Consider the following 18,067-nt stretch of genomic DNA (forward strand, 5'->3'; position numbering starts at 1 on the left):
GCGGTTACTTGCGCTTCTTCTTGCCAGCCGTTCTTTTGGGCAGCCTTGATATTATCGCGTCGCATTCCTGCGCAAGGTCCATCGCCCTTGCCATGTCGCCCTTTTTTGCGCCCCGCAGCTCAAGCGTGCTGTCAAGGGCCCTGTGCGAGTTCACGTTGCGCAGCCTGTTGAACTCGTTGAGAACGGCATAGTCCTCGTCTGAAAGGTGGCGGCCAGAATGCAGGGCATCGATGATGTGCTTGAACTTGCGGTGCACTGGCGGCGCGTCTCCATGCCTGTAAAAGTTGTTGAGCCTCTGCTCAAGGTATTCGTGCGCCAAAAGTATCGCTTCAAGCTGCAGGCCCTGGCCAAAGACCTGCCTGCAGTGGGCTAAAACGTCGTCTATCAGAATCCTGTGCCCTTCGTCGGCGTCCTGGTACGGCGGCATGTGTACGGAGCAGCTGCCTGCCCGTTGCCTTATAACGCTACCTACCTAGAGGATTGCCTCTTCAAGCACAGGCGCATCTCGTCGTCAAGCACCTTGGAGCCCACGAGCCACGCGATAAAGGCCACGCCGGCGATGCCGGCGATTTCATAGGGTTCCATTTCTTTCCCCTACTCTTCCTTCTTTCTTACCTGACCCTTGCAGCCGCTTCTGCTGCCGCTTGCAGGGCAGGCGCGTCGCGCTTTGCGATCCTCCAGGCAGCTTCCATCGCCGCGAATGTCGCAACAAACCCCATTGCCACGTATCCGATTGCTTCGATCATTTCGATCACGACGTTGTATCGGAAAGAATAGAGATTAACGATGCTCATAGTGCGGGCATACGGTTTAGCGGGGCTTTGTAAGAATCAAAAGCGCGTTGAATAATCAGCTTGCACAAATCGTATCAGCGGCGCTTTTGAGTAGTAGTTACCGCTTATGATAGCGCAAAAGGGCTTATTATCAATGGTAAAATTGTATCTCTAGCAAATACCGGTAACGACTCACATGAACATGGGAAGTGGTCAATTACGGCATTTCCACCAAGTCCCATTTCCCATGTTCTTTTTAATATAGTAATAATTGCGAACGGCTTTGCTGGCTGTCAAGCGGCAAGGTAGCTGTTACTGAATAAAGATGATCAATTGTCCTTTTTCAATGGGTAATCCTTTTTCAACTTCATGTACAGGTCGTCGCCGCATATCCAAGGGAAATCTGGTATCCCCACAAACTTGATGCTTCTATCTATAATAGTGGTAGGCACTGACGTGATGCCGTACTCTTTCATTTTTACCTTAATCTCTTTGGTCATTTTGTTTACGTCATAAACTACCTGAGTGCAGCCTTCGCACTTGCCAACCTCGATATCGTCTGTTATGTGCTTGCATAGAGGACAACCAGCCTAGAATATCTCGATAGAGTGATGCCGCTTCATACATTATTACTTGGCGGTTCAGCGATTTGAACCCTCGTCATTTCATGACGCGTGACATCAGACATGCCACCACCATCTTTCCAAAGGGCGAAGAAGATAACCCAAGCAGACAGAAGGCAGCTATGGTGTGCAGAATGCAAGAGATGAATGAATAGGGACGTGCCTGCAGCCATGAACCTTTCCATCAGGTGGCGGTCAAGATTCGACCGTTCACAAGGCGCAATATGTGAAGCAATGAGGTGGAACGTGGTGAAGGAACCGCTAATCCCCAGAGTCGATGCTGCAAAGTTGACCTTCCGGCGCAAGCTAGAGGTTGATAGAATCCGAACGGCTCAGAGCTAGAAAGCCATCATCATTACCGTTCAGCAGTAACAGTGTCTGTATTTTCTGCAAGCTCACTGATAAACGTTAAGAACCATGCGCGGCAAGGATGAATGGTTGTAATTGAAAAACGGACAGGTCGCCAAGGCGCTGCGCGACATTGGCTTTCTGACGGAGGTAGAAGACGCCGAGAACGCCCAGTTCAAGTCGCGTGCATACTACAGGGCGGCAGACAGCATCGAGGCGCTTGAGCAAGACGTTGCCGGCGTCTATGAAAAAGGTGGAATCAATGCGCTGCTGGAGCTGCCGGGCATCGGAAAGGCAATCGCCGCAAAGATTGAAGAGTACCTAAAGACCGGCAGGATAAGGCACCTTGACGAGCTGAAAGAAAAGATCCCGATAGACATCGGCCAGCTGGGCGCCATAGAGGGCGTCGGGCCAAAGACGCTCAAGGCGATATACGAGAAACTGAAGGTGACAGACATGGCGGGCCTTGAAAAAGCCGCGCTTGAAGGCCGGCTGAAAACCGTGCCGGGCATCACGGCAAGAAAAGAGCAGGACATCCTGAAGAAAATCGAGTTTACAAAAAAGAACGGCGGAAGGAGCATCATAGGAGAGGTGTGGCCCCTTGCCAAGAAAATAGAGGCGCGCCTGAAAGGGCTGGAAGGGGTCAGGCACGCGGCGCTTGCAGGCTCGGCGCGCAGGATGAAAGAAACGATAGGCGACCTTGACTACATCGTGTGCGCATCCGAGCCGGAAAACGTCATGGACTTTTTTGTAAAAATGCCCGAAGTCGAGGAGGTGAAGAGCAGGGGGCCGGCCAAGGCGTTTGTGAGGCTTGCTGGCGGGATTGACTGCGACCTCCTGGCGGTGCCGGAGGAAAGCTGGGGCTCGGCTCTTTTGTATTTCACAGGAAACAAGGAGCACAACGTGGAGCTTCGCAGGATAGCTATTGCGCGTGGCCTGCGCCTCAACGAGTGGGGCGCCTTTGAAAACAACGACAGGAGGGTCGCCGGCGCAAGCGAGGAGGAAGTCTACAAGGCCCTTGGGCTTGCGTGGATAGCGCCGGAGATGCGGGAAAACGCCGGCGAGATAGACCTTGCCGCAAAAGGCAGGCTGCCAAGCCTGGTAGAGTACGGCAGCTTGAGGGGAGACCTGCAGGTGCACAGCGACAACAGCGACGGCACCGCGACCATGGAGGAGATGGCCCTTGCCGCAAAAGAGTTTGGCCTTGACTATATCGCCATCACCGACCACACGAAGAGCCTTGCGATGGCCGGCGGGCTGGACGAGCAGGAGCTTTTGGACCAGGCGCAGAAAATAGCAGAGCTCAACGACAGGCTCGATGGCATCAGGGTGCTTTCCTCGGCAGAGGTCAACATCGGCAAGGACGGGTCGCTTGACATCGCAAACAACGTGCTCGACAAGCTGGACATCGTGGGAGCCGCGATACATTCCCACTTTGGCCTTTCGATGGAAGAGCAGACTGCGCGCCTTGTAAACGCTGCCAAGAACCCGAGCGTCGACATCATCTTCCACCCGACGGGCCGGCTCATCAACAGGCGCGAAGGCTATCCCGTGGATATCGCCCGGCTGACAGACGTCGCAAAGGACACCAACACCGCGCTGGAGATAGACGCCCACTACAACCGCCTTGACCTCAAGGACGAGTACGTCAGGATGGCCGTCAGAAAAGGCGTCAAGCTGACAATAGACTCTGACGCGCACCATCCTGTGCACTATGCGTTTTTGCAGTTTGGGATAGGGCAGGCCCGGAGGGGGTGGGCTACTGCCGCGGACGTCCTCAACACCATGCCGGCAGACAGGCTCCTAAAGGCGCTCAAGTAGTAGTAAGTAAACGATATATCCGGAGTTTAGGTAGGTAGAGGCTGTATATGCGCTCGGCTCTGGAGAAAGACGACAGGCGGACGAGAAAGATATTTCTGGGCGTCTTTTACGTCTGCGCCACGGCCATGGCGGTAATAACGTTCTATGCCATGTACGTCAGCCTTGACGAGTACCAGAGGACGGGCAGGGTCGTAATAGGCGAGGTGCTTGTCGACACAGAATGGCCGTTTCCGGGAGTCGCCAAGCTGGTTACGTACCTGATGATAGTGTCCGTGGTCGCGTGGTACTGCGTGGTGAGGCTTGGAGGCGACAAGGTGAGCAACATACCAAAGTGGCTCAAGTCGATACTGCAGCTGGTTGTGCTCATGATCGCAGTCGTCGCGCTGTACGAGTTTGTGTACAACTTTATCGTGTGGAACTCGTTCATCACCGCCGACGTGATAAAGGGCGTGCTGGACTTTGACAACAAGAGCGTCGAGTACCCCAACCCAGAGACGCCCTGGAACCTGGTGTTTGCGACCAAGATGTCGCTTGCGGCGTTTCTCATAGCGGCTCACGGCTTTTACACCATGTCCAAGCCGGACAGGCGCGACCACCTACAGTAGCCACTCTTTTATCCTGCTTCTCTCAAAGTCGTGCTTTTTCTCGTAGCTTTCCGCAGATGGAGGCTCCAGCCTCACCGCCGGCCCGCCTTCGTGGTAAAAGTCGGCCTCTACAAAGCCTGCCATGCTGTTGCCCACTTCCACGAAGCAGAATCCCTGGCCGTTGTACGCCGCTGTTGATGCTGGCCTGCCGCTTATTTCGTCGATAATCTCCTGCGCCACTACCTTGGCCTGCCCCTCGGCAAAGATGCCGGCCTTGGGCACCGTGACCGTCCCGGATTTTACCTCGGCCACGTCTCCTATCGCAAACACGCCGGGGTGGCCGGTGCGCAGGGTGAGCCTGTCTACAGGCACCCACTCGCCTGTTGCAGATGTCGCAAGGCCCGAGGTCTTTATCACGTCTGGCGACCGGTGGGGCGGGATGCCGGCAAGGACGTCGTACGCTGCCTTTTCGCCGCTTTCAAACTCGACCTCGCCGTCTCTGACGATTTTCGGCTTGCAGTCAGGGTGGAAGCGGATGCCGTAGCGGGCTATCATGTCCACGATTTCCCTGCTGACCTGCGGGCCTACCACCGGGAGCGCTATTGGCGCCGGCACGTACATGTCCACCTGCACGTTTTTCCGGGTGCCGTTCTTTTCCAGGATGTCGCTTATTATCATGGCCGCCTCGTACGGCGCCGGCGGGCACTTGTAGGGCATGCCCATCACCGATATTGCCACCCTGCCCTGTCTTAGCGCAAGCAGCTTTTCGCGCAGCGGCTGCACCTGCTCTGCGTCGTAGAGGTTGTAGCCCCGGCCGGCAAACCCCTCTATTTTTTCAGGTGCAAGCTCGCTTCCGAGCGCGACTACCAGGTAGTCATAGTCGATCCAGCCGTGCCCCCTTGCCTGCACCTTCTTTGCGGCGATGTCGATTTTGATCGCCTCGTCGTTGAGGTACTCTATTCCCCGCGCGTTCAGGCCGGCAAGCGGCGTCTGCGGCTCGTCTGGCCTCCTGCTCCCGGCAAGTATCCACAGGTTGACAAGGCCCATCATGAACGACTTTTTCCTGTCAACTACAATCACGCGGTGATCCTGGGAAAGGCCCTTTCGCAGCGCGTTTGCGCACGCAAGGCCGCCAAAGCCGGCGCCAAGGATTACTATTCGCTTGCCCATGTGTATGTAACAGCAAACAGGGGGCGAATGTCGGTAAAAACCTTTTAGCATAGCCCGCGCATTAGAATAGCGCGCAATGAAAGAAACGGCCGCCGAAAGGATGCAGGGAGAAGATGCCGCCGGCCACTTTACGTACGACGACGCGGCCCTGGAAAGGATGCAGCGCCGCTTTTCCAGCTACGACGACCTGCTAAGGTACGTCAAGCGCTACGGCATGCACAGGCATTTCGAGTAGCATCAGCAAAAACTAGCGTTCCTGCGAAGTCGGCCTCAGCATTATCTCGTTCACGTTGACATAGTGTGGCGAGTCTACCGCAAACAGGATGGCGTTTGCGATGTCCTGCGCCTTTAGCGACTCCATCTGCCTTGTAGACTCGATGAATTTTGCAAGAGACGCGTCGGTGATGCTGTTGTTAAGCTCCGTGTCGACTACCCCCGGCTCGATGCAGGTCACGCGGATGTTGGAGCGCTGGCTGAACTCCTGGCGCAGGCCCTCACTGAACGCCGTGACGGCGTGCTTGGTCGCGCAGTAGACGGTTCCCGCCGGGAAGACGACCCTGCCGGCTATCGAAGACATGTTGACGATGTGGCCGGATTTTTTGGCCATCATGTGCGGTATAGCCGCGGCGGTGCAGTAGATCACGCCCTTGAGGTTGACGTCTATCATCCTGTTCCACTCGTCGACCTTCATGTTCTTGAAAAACGACAGCGGCATCAGGCCGGCGTTGTTGACCAGGATGTCCACCGTCCCCCACTTTTTGACCACGGCGTCGACAAAGGCGTCGCACTCGGCTTTCTTGGTGACGTCCAGCTTTTGCACGAACGCCTCGCCGCCGGCCTTTTCGATCTCGGCCTTCAGAGCGTCAAGCTTGTCCGTGCGCCTTGCGCCTCCGGCAACCTTTGCGCCGGCCCTTGCAAGCGCAAGCGCCGTTGCTTGCCCAATGCCGCTGCTTGCGCCTGTGACTATTGCAACCTTGCCTTTTATCGTCGTCATTATGCGAGCTATGATGCAGGATTTTCGTAATAATATTTGTTTGTTGTTGGTTAACCTAAGACTTAAGTACAAAACAGCCGATAGCTGTCTCAGTATGAGCCTTGACGACAGGGATGAGCTGGCGTACCTGTGGACCAAGGTCAAGTTCGTGCAGAGGTACATGAGCAGGAACAACTGCACTTTTGAAGTCGCCGAAGTAGAGTTCCACCGCTGGATAGACGGCCTGATGGACGGAAGCAGGATCGAGCAGGCAAACAGGATGCTCAACGCGTCCAACAGCCAGTAAACACACACAGGCACTATCTGACAACTAACCGATATATCATATCCTTTTCATCGTCAATAATAACTCTCAATGCAGGACTTTTAGGCGCAGCTGTGTAAACATATATCTGTATTTCAAAAATTGCCAATGATCGTCATCGTCAGGCCGGACAGCAGCGGGACGCTCAGGTTATCGCTGATGCGCAAGGGAATAAACTCTATCGTCATGCCCACCAATGCCGCTACCAGTGCCATTGCGGGAGACGCAAAAAATAGCGAGCCGGCAAAGGCACAGATGATCCCGGCCGCCGTTCCTTCTATGCTCTTGCCACGGGAGTAGGGGATCTTGGTCTTGCCGTACATTCTTCCCACCACTGACGCAAAACCATCTCCCAGCGTGACGACCGCTATCGCGACATAATTAAAAGGAGCAGGAAATATCAAGAGCGACAAAAGGACCCCTGCAGCAAGGTAAAGCGGGGCTATGACGAAAGTGTTCTGTTTTTCGCCGCCATCACTGTTATTACTGCTATTGCTGCTGTCGTCGTCATCATCATTATTCCGCATCGCCATTCTTGTAATGGCTGTAAACACCGGGACGCGGCGCCCTTTGAGGCGCATATACTCAGATATGGAATAGGCCGCCGCCATTCCCGCTACAAACGCAGCGGCAACTGTGATCCCGAAAGCAAGGGATATGAAAGGAACGATAAAGCCCAGAATGTGTATTGATTTTCTAAAGATCTCTTTTCTGATTTGAACGGATTGCTTGTTGCCGTCATTCTGGCGCCTGCCACCCATTCTTCTTATATTTATGCCTGTTTGCTCTACATAATATTGCTTATGCAAGATCCCCGTGAATCTGCCAGAGCATCCGGAGTGGGATGATGACAGATATGGGCTACAACGTAAAGCTTGCAGAAAAGCTCCGCGCCATGCTTGCAGGCCGCAAGGGCTACAGCGAGAAAAAGATGTTTGGCGGGCTGTCATTCATGATCGACGGCAAGATGTGTGTGTGTCGGGGTGCTCAACGACGACCTCGTGCTGCGCGTTGGGGCCGGGCGAAATGGCGAGGCGCTTGCGCTGCCCCACGCAAGGCCGATGGACTTTACCGGCAAGCCCATGGAGGGTTTTGTCTATGTAGGCCCCGGCGGCTGGCAGAAGGACGCGACACTGAGCAAATGCATCGAAATGGGTCTCGATTATGTTTCTTTGCTGCCGCCGGCAAAAAAGCGCAAGAGCAAGCGCGCGGCCAAAAATAGAGGAAAGAAAAGGAATGGAGCTAGCTAGCGCTCCTGCTCCTGTTCCTGCTCTTGTTCTCCCAGAATTTCGCCCGACGAAGTTGCTATCCTGCCAATGAATCCCAGCACCCCGCCAAAGACGATGTGCAGCGCAAGCGAGCCTGAAAGGATTGTAGTAGAGAGCGCGACCAGTTTTTCTGCAAGCTGGAACATCGGCGCCTGCGGCCCCTGCGCGACTATGCCCTGCAGCATCGGCTGCACCAAGCCAAAGTTCAGCGGAAGGAACAGGATTGCCCACACCACCACGCCGGTGATGATGCCGGTCACAAGGCCCTTGGGCACGGACTTGATGTACAGCTTTTTCACCGAGTTGGAGATTATCATGTAGATTATGCCTATCACCGTGGCAGTCACCATGTGCATGAGAAAGCCCAGGTAGACGTCGGCGGAAGGCCCCTGCCCGAGGACCATGCCTATCATCTTGTAAAAGGTGCCCGGAGGAGTCACCAGGGTCGCGTCCACCGCCAGAATCAGCCCGAATATGGCCCATGCGGCAGCCTGGCCTGCAGCTATGCCGGCCTTGGTAGAGTCGACGAGTGTTGCCGAATTGATCCTTACTAACTGCATGAAGTCTATACGTGCTTCAAATATTTTAGGGTACTACCAGATTATTTATAATATGTTACAGACAATTTAGATGTAAAAAAGTTTTCTCAATAAATAAGGAAAAAATGTGTAAAAATTTTATCAAGTGCTCTTTTGCTCTTCTTCCGCAGGCTGGACCTTTTGCTTCCTTGCCATGAACAACAGCAAGCCCCCAAACATCGCAAGCAGGACGGCGATGCCCTGCCCGCCCCCGAGCGGGATGAGCACGATGTATGCGACGGCAAACGCAAAGCACACGAACGCCTGCATCAAGTAGACGTACAGCTGGCGCAGGCCGGTCTTTTTGGCGGCGATGCCTATTGCAAAGAACGCGGCCGTCGGGTAGATGGTGTACAGCACAAAGTCGACAATGTCAACGCCGTTGTGCGTCAATTGCAGAGAAAAGTATGCGGACTGGGTATTTAATTTAATTTATTTTACAGCCGGGCGTGCACCTGCACGGCAGAGCCCGACTCTATGAACGAGCGCGCGTTTTCAAGCGGCAGCGTGGCCACGTCCTCCTGCTGGAACGGCCCGTATTTCGTCATGTCCACTCCTATAAACTGCTCCTGCGCCTTGACAAAGCGCACGACAATGCGCTTTTCGCGCACGCGTGCGGATATCGCCTCAAGCACCTTTGGCCTGCCTTTCGTTGTCGCGGCGACCACCTCGCCCAGCCTGCCTGCGGCCTCTTGCTGCCCGTCAAGGACGTATTTCTCCTCGTCAGTCAGCCTCGAATAGTCAAGGGGCTCGCCACTACCGCCGCCCCCTTCTTCCTGGTGTTGCACCTTGCGCTGGCGCACCTCGAAAAGCAGCCTTGCGGAAGCGGAAAGGAGCTCTACCATGCGGTCCCGGACCTTTGCCTCGACGCCCTCAAACCCCTGGCCCTTCAGGCTGCCGAGCGACGCGGCGACCTTCTGGTAGGTGTCCGGCTCGATCTGCTGGAGCGCAGGGTTTTCTACCTCTTTTTTGAGAAGCTCGTAGATGTGCTTGAGGGAGACGTCGCTCTCGTTTTCGCTCATTTTTGGTCGCTGCCGGAGGCCATGGAAGCCTTAAATTATAGGGTTCGCGTGTCCTACTGGAAGAGAGGTTAGCTGGTTGCCTTATAAATTAATTGACGGCAAGATAGCCCCGTTAACATTTACCGCCGAAGAAGTCATGAAGCGCCTCAAGGAGGACAAGATAAAATTCATCGACCTCCAGTTCACCGGCCTCTTTGGCAGGTTCCACCACACCACGATGGACGCCAAGATGTTCCGCATCGAGGATTTCGCAGACGGCCTCCCCAAGGTCGACGGCTCTTCGATCCGCGGCTTTACCGAGATCCACGAATCAGACCTCATAATCAGGCCTGACCCGGCAACCTACGCGACCATCCCGTGGATAGAGCAGGCCCCCACCGCAAGGCTCATCTGCGACATTTTGAGCGGGGGGTCAAAGCGCGACATTTTCCCCCGCGACCCCCGCGGCCTTGCGAAAAAGGCGGAAAGATACTGCGGCGAGCAGGGCTACGACACCTCGTACTGGGGCCCGGAAGTCGAGTTTTTCGTGTTTGACAAGCTGGAGGTAAACACGATGACGCCGTACCAGGGGCAGAGCTACCATATCACGTCAAGGGAGGCTCCGTGGTCAAGCGACAACGTCGGCTACGCCCTGCGCCTGAAGGACGGATACCTGCCGAGCGCGCCCGGCGACACGCTCATGGAATACCGCAACCAGTGCGTCGACGTGCTTACCAACAACTTTGGGATTGTCTGCGACGCGCACCACCACGAGGTGGCCACAGCCGGCCAGTGCGAGATAGACATTCGCTTTGACACCCTTGTGAACGCGGCTGACAGCGTCCAGAGCTACAAGTACATAGTCAAGAACATCGCGCAAAAGCGCAACATGATGGCGACGATGATGCCAAAGCCGATTGCGCTTGACAACGGCTCGGGCATGCACGTAAACGTCAGCCTCTGGAACAAGGGCAAGAACCTCTTTTACGACCCGGACGACGATTACGCTGAAATGTCGCAGACTGCGCGCTATTTCGGCGGAGGCATCATGGAGCACGCGCAGGCCCTTGCCTCCATAGTCGCGCCCACCACCAACTCGTACCGCAGGCTCGTGCCCGGCTACGAGGCGCCCGTGTACGTGGCGTGGAGCACCGGCAACCGCTCTGCAATAATCAGGATCCCGGCGCACTACAAGGGACAGAAATTCTCTGCAATGAAGAGGATAGAGTTCCGCGCGCCGGACCCCTCGTGCAACCCGTACCTTGCGTTCTGCGCTATTATGGCCGCCGGCCTTGACGGCATCAGGAAAAAGCGCGACATCGGCGACCCGGTGAAGGAGGACATTTTCAAGATGACCCCAAAGCGCAGGCGCGAGCTTGGCATAACGCAGCTGCCGGCGTCGCTGCGCCAGGCGTACGAGGCGCTTGAAAGCGACAGCGCGTTCCTCAAGCCGATACTTGACGACGAGACGATTGAAAAGATAATCGAGCACGAGGAGAGGGAGAACGTAGAGGTCTCGGTGAGGCCCCACCCCCACGAGTTTGCTCTGTACGCCGACGTCTAGCTGCACACTCACCTCAAGGGAGCCCCCAAAGTGCATCCCAGAGATGAAGGCGCGCATGAGACGCGCCAAAAATCCCTCCAAAAACAAGCGATAAGAAAACGCCGCGCCAATACATAGTGTGAAACAACACGCCACGCTCTCAGCCGCCGCGATTGCGCCTATTCTCCTTTTTGCCGGCCTTGCATCGCAGGCGGCATACGCAAACCAGATGGACGCGCTCTTGCTTCCCGCGCAGGACAGCTCGCAGCTGCACCTTACCGCATTCCGCACGATAGAACTGCGCTACCCCGAAGGGAGCCCGCTTGCCAGCATGCTTGCCGATAAAAGCGAGAGGCTGGAATTTTCCGTGCAGGGCAATGACGCGCAGGCCGTGGTCGACGCGCTGAACAGGGCGGCGCGGGAGAGATCAAGCCCGCTTGTGCTTGAGAACGGGACGGTGGATTATGTGGCAACGCTAAAGGGCTATCCTGACAGGGCGCAGATCTCGTACAAGGTAGACGTCAAGGCGCAGATGTCAAAGTACGTGCTGCAAAAAGAGCAGGACAAAGAGCCTGCAATCCTCGACCTTGCGTGGCGCAGCCTGTCCGTGCAGGGCCCGGTCGTCGTGGCCGCTGCAGGACATGGCGAGGAAATAAACATCAACCAGCCGGCGGGCGCGCTCGACGCGATGGTGCCCGGGCTTGCAGACAAGCTGCTGATGGCAGCGGGTGCAGGCAAAAAAATAATGCAGGACTCCATACTCGACTTTGGCCGGTTCAACCTGCCTATGCAGCAGTGGCACTTCCTCTTTGACGTGACAGGCGAGCAGCTCAAGAACTATGGCGTGTTCAGGCCGGGCGAGGGCGCAACGGTGTCGGTATACTCGATAGGCGAGAGCAGCTTCCGCGAAGGCAGGTACGTGCCGGAAGAGATGGACGCCACCATTGACGTGGACGGCGCGCAGGTAAAGGTGCACGCAAGCACGCCCCCGCCGAGCGGGCAGGTGAGCGTCGCCGGCTATGCCAAGGCCGAGGAGCAGAACGGCGTCGAGTACGTGACTGCAAGCAGCAAGCATACAGAGATGCCGGCGCTTGACTTTCAGCTGCAGGTGCTGATGGCGCTTGGAGGCATGATGGGCGCAATAGCGGTGTTTGTGCTGATAAAAGCGCGGCGCTAATTAGTACTTCCACTCGGAAGCGATGCCGTTCCACCACGCCCGGTACGGCCGGGCGTCGGCGCCTATCTCGCCCTGTATGCGGTTTTCAATCGCAAAAAACATGTTTTCCATCGCGTCTGCGCCGCCGTCGGCGGCAAGCTCCCTGCCTATTTCGGCGATGCGCTCTTTTTTGCTTGCAACGTCGGAACTTGCAGACGGGTTCTGGATGCAGAATGTCAGCAAATCGTACAGCTCTTCTTCAAGGTAGGCGTCCAAACTACTATATCAGTCCACCCTTTTTATGATGTGGTAGCCAAACTCGGTCTTGACCGGCCCTGACATCTGTCCCTTTTCCAGCTTGAACGCCGCCTCTTCAAACGGCTTGACCATCATGCCCCTTGTAAAGTAGCCAAGGTCGCCGCCGCGCTTGCCAGATCCCCTGTCCTGCGACAGCTCTTGCGCCAGCCTGGAAAAGCTCTCGCCCTTTTTCAGCCGCTCAAGGACGGCAAGGGCCTCGCTCTGCTTCTGGACAAGTATGTGTGAACACTTGATCTTGTTTGACATGGCAGCAGGAAACAGGCGCAGGGCGAGAATTAACCTTTGCGACCTGCTTGTTTCAGAAACTATATTACATAATACTTTTAAGAAATTTTCCTCATAGGCACACCGGTATCAATTATTGCATGAAGGGAGCTTGCCGCCTGCTGCAGCAGGACTTGCCATAGGGATAGGGCTCATAGTTTTGTTTGCAGTTTTTGCCCCCTCGATGCCTTTGAAAAATCCAAACGCCGGCTTTCTGGCATTTGCCGATTGCTCGCAGCCGCTGGCAGTCGCTTCAGGCCAAACAGGGCAAACCCAACTGAAGGAAAGAACGTGGATCTCGGTGGCCAAGCTTTCTGCTTTACCAAAGGTCGGCAAAGTAAAGTGCACGGCCATCTCGCAGGAGCTCCTTGCCAAGTTCCCGGTACTTAAGGAAGCCCTGAAAGGAGCTGACGGGTGCGCTGACGGCACAGAGGTTTGTGAAGTATCCTATGGCATGTCGTCGTCGCTGATGGATACGAGTTTGGGAATTTCTGTACCAGATAGAGAAGATTATGAACTGTCCGTAACAAAAGCTGAAGCGGAGGCGATCGCAGGAGAATTGGGAATTTCAGAACCAAGGAGAGCCATTCTGTCTTACAACGACAGCCTGTACGTATTGTATTTGCGCAGCGCAGGCACCCAAGACGTTAGCGCGCAGATGGAATCAAAGTTTGTCGAACCAGTAAGCTTTGTACCCGTTCCACTTGAAAAAGGCCGGTCGCTAAACTATACCCTGACAATAAAGACATGGGCCACGTACGGCGGGCCGGTGGAGATCGACCTCAATGCCACTGCATCTGCAAGGGATTCTGGCCTTGACGCAAGATTCGAGCCCTCAAGATTGGTCATACCTGAAAGGAGCGAAGCCTCGACGAGACTTGTGATCAGGGCGGGCGAGGATGCAAAAGACGGCGTGTACCGCATAAGGATTGGAGGCAGCATCAACCATTCTTTGATCTTGCAGGATTCACCGTGCAAGTATGGCAGCGGGTGCCCGATCGTGAAAATAGGCGCTTCAGAATGGGGGATTGAAAATTATGGAAGTGACCAGTACATCGGGCTTGGAGGCCGCCAGCCTCCGGAATGGCTCAAGGCGACTGTAGAGACGGACAAAGACGCCTACTCTGCAGGAGAGGATGTGAAGATAAGCGCCCACCTGGCAAACGAAGGCGCGCAGGCTATCACGCTTGACAATGACACCCGGCTGATCCTTACAATCTATGACGATAGCAACAAGTACAACGAGAATGTCTACACGATAGATTCGTACATTTTCGGCCTGAAAGAGCCGATTGTCGTGGAGCCGGGTTCAAAGATCCTTCTGGCAAGGGCTTTTCAGTGGGACCAAAAGACCTTTGGCTTTGGAGTGGCGCCGCACGACGTCGAGCAGGGCAGGTATTCTATCGGCATGTCGTTTGCCGGGTACAACGCCTCGGTGTTTCATACAGAAACGCAATTCAGGATAGGGCTTGGAAGCATCTCTAAAGTGCCTGGCGCAGGAAACGGCGGAACCGACAGCAATTCAGGATACAACGGCACCATGATAATAATCCCTCGCGGATTGAACGGAGCCGAGGCCAGCAGCCCGCCGTTCTACGAGCCGGAGGAAGCCCATGTAAAGGCAGGAGAGGAAATACGCTGGAAGAACGAGGATGGCGCGCTTCATACTGCAACGTCATCAACCCCAAGTTCAGAAGATACGGGAAAGCTCTTTGACACGGACATCATCCCACCCAACAGGTTTTCGCATCCTGTCGTGATAAAAGACCCCGGCGAATATTCCTACTTTTGCCAGCTGCATCCCTGGATGTCAGGGAAGATAATAATCGTCGAGCCGCGGGCGACGGAATAGCGCGACATGTCTCTGCCCGAAATCATGATATAAGCGCCAGCAGGCGTAAACCTATGTCAGAAGACACGTCTCCAGCCGCATCGAACGAGGCAATCCCTTTTCCCACGCTTACAATCCTGTACCTGCCGGCCGAGGCGGCGGCTGTAGTCGAGGACGTGAGCCAGAAATACCCCAACATGACTATCGAGGACTGCACCGGCTTTTTCCACGGGGGCCAGCGGCTTTACAAGAAAGTGACGATATGGAGCCAGGGCATAGACAGTCTGTGGATGGACGCGGTGATCGCAAGGACAAAAGAACTTGCGTCAGTGCAATTCGTCAACGTTGTTTCCGGCGGCATGATGCACATACTGTAGCAGAAAGAGCGGCGCTTTGCAAGAATAATAGTAAAAAAATAGGAGCCCAGAGGTACCCGGGCTTTTCAACTTATTATGTACACCACGGTGACGCTTGCCGAGACCTCCTGCCCGCCTACCACTATGGGCGTCCCAGACGGCCCGAGCTGGGCCTGCGCGGCATAGAACGGGCCGGGAATGTATCCTGTGTCGCTTGAAACGATGCTCTGCACCCCGGTTATCTCTACCCCGAGTTTTGCGGCTATCGTGTCGGCCTTGGCCCTTGCGTTGTCTATGGCGCTTTCAATCAGGTCTGACTGGATCTTGGCCAGCTGCTCGTTGGAGAACACGAACTGGACGTTGTCGACCCTGTTTGCGCCTGCCTGCACAGCGGCGTCGATCCACGAGGACACGTTGCCGGTTTTCGCGCTTGACACGGTAAGCGAGTTGGTCACCGTGTAGCCCTGGAGCGACTGGACGTTTCCGCTCTGGGTGTAGTTGTAGATGGGAAAGATGTTGAAATACGCCGTGCTGGTCTCGTTCTTTTGCACGCCTGCTTCTTCCAATGCGGCAAGGACGCTGTTCATGGCCTCCGAGTTCTTGTCAAGCGCCGCCTCGGCCGTGGTGTCCCTCGTCTCGACTGCAAACGTGACGATGGCCCGGTCTGGTACTGCCTTTGTTGAAGCCGTGCCAGAGACCATGATCACGTGCTCGAGGTCCTGCTGCGGCTGCGGTGGTGGCGGTGGGGGCGGTGGGGGGGGAATGGATTGGGCAAACGCATTGCCGTAAAGGGTGTGGCCTGTTGCAGGTACAGCGGCTATTATTGCTGCCAGCCCAATAATAGCAAGCATGCCGTTTTTGCCTAAAGGTGTAAACATGTACAGCATAGGCAGAGATTCGTGATAAGCATTTTGAAAAAAAATTCTAGAGGTCTTGTCACTTGATCTCGTACAGCGCGACTGACAGCTTGAATGCGAGGCGCTCGTCGGTCGCCTGCGCAAGCGGCACGGCGTGCCTCTGCGCCTCTTCCTTGAAGCGCAAGGCGCTGTCGCGGTATGCGTGGTTCTTCATCGACCTTGCGGTGTCAAGCCTGTCGGCAAGCTTGACGCAGCGCGCCTCTTTTGAACTCTTGGCAAGCTTTGCGAAATATTCGTCCAGGATTTTGTCGCGCTCTTCTTTTTCTCCCTGCTGCTTTGGCCGGGGCTCTGCCGCGGCGCGCACCATCTCTGCAACCCTGTCGCCGCATTCTTCGCGCACCTCCTGCTCCTGCACGCCTTCAAGCGCGTCGTGCAAGAGCGCGGCGGAAGCAATGTCAGCGTCGTGCATCTGCAATTCCTCTGCAAGTATGAGCGCAGTCCGGAGCGAGTGGTTCACGTGCGGCTCCTTGCCGTCTATGACGTGGCCCTTGTGGGCCTTGGTCGCAAGGGCAAAGGCCCTCGTCAGCTTGACCACATCGTCAGTGTTATCCTCAAAATGCTTCAAAAGGCGCGCAAAGCCGGCCTTGGTGAAATCATTGAAACTTTGTTCCACGCCTGTAAAGAGTGTACTGACCCTTTATAATGTGATTCGGCAGAGCCTCACATGCTGCACCAGGGCCGGGTCTCGTTGTTTTGGGCAAAGAAGGGTCTCCAGGTTGCCGGGTTGCCTTCGTCGGCGTCTTGTCCGTGGACCTTGCAGGTCGCCAGGTGGGCCCATTCGTGGTTTATCACTTCTGAATCATAGTCTGCAATCGCGTACCCCTTGTCGATCCACGCCTTGCCCAGGAGGAGGCTGTAGTCATAGGTGGAGGGAATGCCTGAATACGTCCTCAGCCAGAGGTTCCACTCCCACTGGTCCGAGACAAGCGGGCTTGGCGCATTCTTGTCGTTCGTGTTGTTGTCGTTGTCATCATACGCGATCTCTGGCGAAAGATCATAGACAAAGATCAGCATGTCATATGGATAAGCCGCCCTCAACTTTTCCACAGTACTATCCAAGGTCAGCAGGCTGACGTGCGGGAAACAGACCACGTTAAGGGACGAGTTGTTGGTGTAGGAAGTGTATCCGTACTTGTTTATCATTATGCCCTGCTGGAGCTCCCATGCGCTTTTGTATGTGCACGACGGCTTGGTGATGAACACCCGCGTGTGGATGTCCTGCTTCTCCTCTTCCTCTTCTTCTGCAAAAGCGTCACTACCACTACCATTATTATTGCCTAGCCACGCAGGAGCCAAAATCCCGATCAACAGCATCGACATAACCACTGTACCTGTTTTGCGGAACATCATATGCCTTCCAAGCAGGGAAAAGGCGGAATTATCCGGGTGTATGTTCCGTTGAACGAGCAGACTACAAATGCAAAAAAAATGATTCAATCAGGCGCTGCTACAGATAGGTGCCCTTTGTGGCCGGGATGCGGGCGATTGCAGATTTACACACATGCAAGCGGCAGAGGCCCAGTACGACCTGTAAAAGACATAATAATGCTAAAATACACACTTGCTGCGGGTCTTGGCCGACAGCAAGGGCTACTATGCCATCCTTGGAGTGTCAGAGAGGGCAAGCCAGCTTGAGATCAAAAAGGCATACAGGCGCCTTGCGAGGAAATACCATCCTGACAGGAACGGCGCAGTCCACGCCGAGGACATGATCAAAAAGATAAACGCCGCGTACGAGGTTTTGTCAGACATCCACAAGCGCGAGCAATATGACAGGTCCAGCTTTGGCGACGTATCAGGGCAGGAGCAAGAGGCGCACGTCCATGAGGAGCCCCGGCACGCAGGAGGAGGAGGACAAGCTGAGGAGCATGCAGGTGGCGATGCTGCTGCCGAGTACGCAGAGCAGCAGCCAAGGGCGAAAAAGGCTGAAGCAAAAAAAGACACCGCCGACCATTACTACGGGCCTACGCACATCGAGACGCCAAAGAGCAGGTTCCACATCATTGTCGAGCCGTCGCTGTGCATGGCGTTTGGCAGCTGCGAGACGCTTGCGCCAAAGGTGTTCGTCGTGGAAAAGAACAAGCGCGTCAACCCAAAGGCAAGGGTCGAGTCGGAAACTGGCGCCGATTACGAAACAATCCACGCGGCGGCGCAGACGTGCCCCACCAAGGCCATCAGGATAATAGACCGCTACACCGGCGAGCAGCTCTTCCCGTGA

24 protein-coding genes are annotated in these 18,067 nt (G+C 55.4%); 10 read left to right on the plus strand and 14 right to left on the minus strand.

What is annotated here, in order from left to right; genetic code table 11:
* Positions 1-4: 4 nt before the first annotated feature.
* The 3 genes from NVIE_RS08955 to NVIE_RS15885 form a co-directional block, all read right to left on the minus strand.
* On the minus strand, positions 5-427 hold the full coding sequence (locus tag NVIE_RS08955; RefSeq protein WP_075054951.1) for a hypothetical protein: 423 nt from the start codon (positions 425-427) through the stop codon (positions 5-7).
* A gap of 184 nt (positions 428-611) precedes the next feature.
* Positions 612-794, minus strand: a complete 183-nt coding sequence (locus NVIE_RS15425) for a hypothetical protein (protein WP_075054952.1) — start codon at positions 792-794, stop codon at positions 612-614.
* A gap of 308 nt (positions 795-1,102) precedes the next feature.
* Positions 1,103-1,273, minus strand: coding sequence for a thioredoxin domain-containing protein (locus NVIE_RS15885; protein WP_227717313.1), 171 nt, complete (start codon positions 1,271-1,273; stop codon positions 1,103-1,105).
* A 567-nt stretch (positions 1,274-1,840) separates the two neighbouring features.
* Here NVIE_RS15885 and polX point away from each other — a divergent pair.
* Both polX and NVIE_RS08980 read left to right on the plus strand, forming a co-directional pair.
* The gene (gene polX / locus NVIE_RS08975) at positions 1,841-3,565 is read left to right on the plus strand and encodes a DNA polymerase/3'-5' exonuclease PolX (RefSeq protein ID WP_075054954.1); all 1,725 of its coding nucleotides are present in this window, start codon (positions 1,841-1,843) and stop codon (positions 3,563-3,565) included.
* Between the two features lie 47 nt (positions 3,566-3,612).
* Entirely contained in the window at positions 3,613-4,170 is a 558-nt protein-coding gene (locus NVIE_RS08980; RefSeq protein WP_075054955.1) for a hypothetical protein, read from the plus strand.
* Here the strand turns inward: NVIE_RS08980 and NVIE_RS08985 are convergent.
* On the minus strand, positions 4,162-5,319 hold the full coding sequence (locus NVIE_RS08985; RefSeq protein WP_075054956.1) for an NAD(P)/FAD-dependent oxidoreductase: 1,158 nt from the start codon (positions 5,317-5,319) through the stop codon (positions 4,162-4,164). The two genes, NVIE_RS08980 and NVIE_RS08985, sit on opposite strands and share 9 nt — an antisense overlap.
* A 76-nt stretch (positions 5,320-5,395) precedes the next feature.
* On the opposite strand from NVIE_RS08985, the gene NVIE_RS15430 reads away from it, so the two are divergent.
* Complete coding sequence (locus NVIE_RS15430) at positions 5,396-5,554, plus strand: hypothetical protein (RefSeq protein WP_158435161.1); 159 nt, start codon at positions 5,396-5,398, stop codon at positions 5,552-5,554.
* Between the two features lie 12 nt (positions 5,555-5,566).
* Here the strand turns inward: NVIE_RS15430 and NVIE_RS08990 are convergent, their stop codons facing one another.
* A complete protein-coding gene (locus NVIE_RS08990; protein WP_075054957.1) occupies positions 5,567-6,313 on the minus strand; it encodes an SDR family oxidoreductase in 747 nt (248 codons plus the stop codon).
* Between the two features lie 94 nt (positions 6,314-6,407).
* On the opposite strand from NVIE_RS08990, the gene NVIE_RS08995 reads away from it, so the two are divergent.
* Positions 6,408-6,599, plus strand: coding sequence for a hypothetical protein (locus NVIE_RS08995; RefSeq protein ID WP_075054958.1), 192 nt, complete (start codon positions 6,408-6,410; stop codon positions 6,597-6,599).
* A 113-nt stretch (positions 6,600-6,712) separates the two neighbouring features.
* Here NVIE_RS08995 and NVIE_RS09000 read toward each other — a convergent pair whose 3' ends face one another.
* Positions 6,713-7,378, minus strand: coding sequence for a diacylglycerol/polyprenol kinase family protein (locus tag NVIE_RS09000; protein ID WP_075054959.1), 666 nt, complete (start codon positions 7,376-7,378; stop codon positions 6,713-6,715).
* Positions 7,379-7,600: 222 nt separating this feature from the next.
* Between NVIE_RS09000 and NVIE_RS09005 the strand changes: the two genes are divergently transcribed.
* Positions 7,601-7,867 carry a hypothetical protein gene (locus tag NVIE_RS09005; RefSeq protein ID WP_084790731.1) on the plus strand — a complete coding sequence of 89 codons (267 nt, stop codon included), beginning with the start codon at positions 7,601-7,603 and terminating at the stop codon, positions 7,865-7,867.
* Here the strand turns inward: NVIE_RS09005 and NVIE_RS09010 are convergent.
* From NVIE_RS09010 to NVIE_RS09020, 3 genes are all read right to left on the minus strand, one after another.
* Entirely contained in the window at positions 7,864-8,445 is a 582-nt protein-coding gene (locus tag NVIE_RS09010) for a hypothetical protein (protein WP_075054960.1), read from the minus strand. The genes NVIE_RS09005 and NVIE_RS09010 overlap by 4 nt on opposite strands.
* A gap of 120 nt (positions 8,446-8,565) precedes the next feature.
* Positions 8,566-8,856: a hypothetical protein gene (locus NVIE_RS09015; protein ID WP_075054961.1), complete on the minus strand. Its 291-nt coding sequence runs from the start codon at positions 8,854-8,856 to the stop codon at positions 8,566-8,568.
* 44 nt (positions 8,857-8,900) lie between these two features.
* Positions 8,901-9,485 (minus strand): DNA replication complex subunit Gins51, encoded by a 585-nt coding sequence (locus NVIE_RS09020; RefSeq protein WP_075054962.1) that lies wholly within the window; start codon positions 9,483-9,485, stop codon positions 8,901-8,903.
* Between the two features lie 136 nt (positions 9,486-9,621).
* On the opposite strand from NVIE_RS09020, the gene glnA reads away from it, so the two are divergent.
* Both glnA and NVIE_RS09030 read left to right on the plus strand, forming a co-directional pair.
* Positions 9,622-11,028: a type I glutamate--ammonia ligase gene (gene glnA / locus NVIE_RS09025; protein ID WP_374213695.1), complete on the plus strand. Its 1,407-nt coding sequence runs from the start codon at positions 9,622-9,624 to the stop codon at positions 11,026-11,028.
* A gap of 118 nt (positions 11,029-11,146) precedes the next feature.
* Positions 11,147-12,184, plus strand: coding sequence for a hypothetical protein (locus NVIE_RS09030; RefSeq protein ID WP_075054964.1), 1,038 nt, complete (start codon positions 11,147-11,149; stop codon positions 12,182-12,184).
* On the opposite strand, the gene NVIE_RS09035 is transcribed toward NVIE_RS09030, so the two are convergent.
* Together NVIE_RS09035 and NVIE_RS09040 are read right to left on the minus strand one after the other, a co-directional pair.
* A complete protein-coding gene (locus NVIE_RS09035; RefSeq protein WP_075054965.1) occupies positions 12,185-12,439 on the minus strand; it encodes a hypothetical protein in 255 nt (84 codons plus the stop codon). It abuts the gene before it with no gap.
* A gap of 9 nt (positions 12,440-12,448) precedes the next feature.
* A complete protein-coding gene (locus NVIE_RS09040) occupies positions 12,449-12,727 on the minus strand; it encodes a peptidylprolyl isomerase (protein ID WP_075054966.1) in 279 nt (92 codons plus the stop codon).
* Between the two features lie 130 nt (positions 12,728-12,857).
* On the opposite strand from NVIE_RS09040, the gene NVIE_RS09045 reads away from it, so the two are divergent.
* Positions 12,858-14,597 (plus strand): cupredoxin domain-containing protein, encoded by a 1,740-nt coding sequence (locus NVIE_RS09045; protein WP_075054967.1) that lies wholly within the window; start codon positions 12,858-12,860, stop codon positions 14,595-14,597.
* A 53-nt stretch (positions 14,598-14,650) separates the two neighbouring features.
* Positions 14,651-14,953: a hypothetical protein gene (locus tag NVIE_RS09050; RefSeq protein ID WP_075054968.1), complete on the plus strand. Its 303-nt coding sequence runs from the start codon at positions 14,651-14,653 to the stop codon at positions 14,951-14,953.
* Positions 14,954-15,018: 65 nt separating this feature from the next.
* Here the strand turns inward: NVIE_RS09050 and NVIE_RS09055 are convergent, their stop codons facing one another.
* Genes NVIE_RS09055 through NVIE_RS09065 form a run of 3 tightly spaced genes read right to left on the minus strand, consistent with a single transcriptional unit; the run spans position 15,019 to position 17,199 of the window.
* Positions 15,019-15,810, minus strand: coding sequence for an SIMPL domain-containing protein (locus NVIE_RS09055; RefSeq protein ID WP_158435162.1), 792 nt, complete (start codon positions 15,808-15,810; stop codon positions 15,019-15,021).
* A 58-nt stretch (positions 15,811-15,868) separates the two neighbouring features.
* Positions 15,869-16,462: an HD domain-containing protein gene (locus NVIE_RS09060; RefSeq protein ID WP_075054970.1), complete on the minus strand. Its 594-nt coding sequence runs from the start codon at positions 16,460-16,462 to the stop codon at positions 15,869-15,871.
* Positions 16,463-16,509: 47 nt separating this feature from the next.
* On the minus strand, positions 16,510-17,199 hold the full coding sequence (locus tag NVIE_RS09065) for a hypothetical protein (protein ID WP_144239607.1): 690 nt from the start codon (positions 17,197-17,199) through the stop codon (positions 16,510-16,512).
* A 223-nt stretch (positions 17,200-17,422) separates the two neighbouring features.
* Between NVIE_RS09065 and NVIE_RS16230 the strand changes: the two genes are divergently transcribed.
* Positions 17,423-18,067: a ferredoxin gene (locus NVIE_RS16230; protein WP_158435163.1), complete on the plus strand. Its 645-nt coding sequence runs from the start codon at positions 17,423-17,425 to the stop codon at positions 18,065-18,067.

It is taken from the genome of Nitrososphaera viennensis EN76 (assembly GCF_000698785.1).
GTDB classification, from domain to species: Archaea; Thermoproteota; Nitrososphaeria; order Nitrososphaerales; family Nitrososphaeraceae; genus Nitrososphaera; species Nitrososphaera viennensis.